The sequence below is a fragment of the Vibrio sp. Vb0937 genome (genome assembly GCF_033338855.1).
In genome coordinates this window covers 1-1,094 of the sequence record NZ_JAWOTK010000397.1, presented here as the reverse complement: position 1 = coordinate 1,094, position 1,094 = coordinate 1, and the positions used below count along the sequence as shown (strand labels likewise).

The window sequence follows — 1,094 nt, the reverse complement described above, 5'->3', positions numbered from 1 at the left end:
AGTTTTGAGTGGCATGTTGACGCTTGCAGGGCCAGCAATGGCAGACACGATCAAGCTTCGCATTATTGAAACCACTGACATCCACACCAACGTGATGGATTACGATTACTACAAAGACCAACCATCACAACAAATTGGTTTGAGCCGCGCAGCCACATTAGTTAAGCAGGCAAAATCCGAAGTGGAAAACAGCGTGTTGGTCGACAACGGCGACTTAATTCAAGGTAGCCCGATGGGTGACTACATGGCAGCAAAAGTCATACAGGCTGGAGAAGTTCATCCTGTGTACAAAGCCATGAACCAATTGCACTATGATGTGGGGAACATTGGTAACCATGAATTCAACTATGGTTTGGACTTCTTACAAAATACGCTGGCCGGCGCGAACTTCCCCTACATCAACGCCAATGTGTTTGATAAGAAAACTGGCGAGCATTACTTCCAACCTTACCTGATCAAAACACACAGTTTTAAAGATACCGATGGCGAAGTTCATCAAGTAAAAGTGGGTTACATCGGGTTTGTTCCACCGCAAATCATGGTTTGGGATAAGAAAAATCTTGAAGGTAACGTGGTTGCCAAAGACATCAAAGAAACTGCAGAGAAGCTGATTCCGCAGATGAAGAAGGAAGGTGCGGACATTATTGTCGCGATTCCGCATTCAGGGGTTTCAACCGATCCATATAAACTAGGTGCGGAGAACTCGGTGTACTATTTAACGCAAGTGAAAGGCATTGATGCCATTGCGTTTGGTCACTCTCACGCGGTCTTCCCAGGCAAAGGATTTGAGAATCTACAAGGCGTAGACAACAACAAAGGCACCATCAACGGTGTCACTGCCGTCATGCCTGGCCGTTGGGGTAGCCACGTGGGAGTCATGGATCTGGTCATCGAGCAAAAAGACGGCCAATGGCAAGTAGTGGAAGGACAATCTGAAGCTCGACCAATTTTCGACAAAGCGACTAAGAAATCGCTTGCAGAAGCAGACCAAGGCATCATTAAAGCACTCGAAGACGATCACAAAGGCACTCGCGAATTCGTTAACCAACCAATTGGTAAAGCGAATGACGTGATGTACAGCTTCTTGGCTTTGG

At 46.6% G+C, this 1,094-nt stretch carries 1 protein-coding gene; it reads left to right on the top strand.

Annotated features, from left to right (window positions below; genetic code table 11):
• The coding region (locus tag R7P67_RS26020; RefSeq protein ID WP_318086482.1) for a bifunctional 2',3'-cyclic-nucleotide 2'-phosphodiesterase/3'-nucleotidase at positions 1–1,094 on the top strand (1,094 nt) is incomplete at both ends.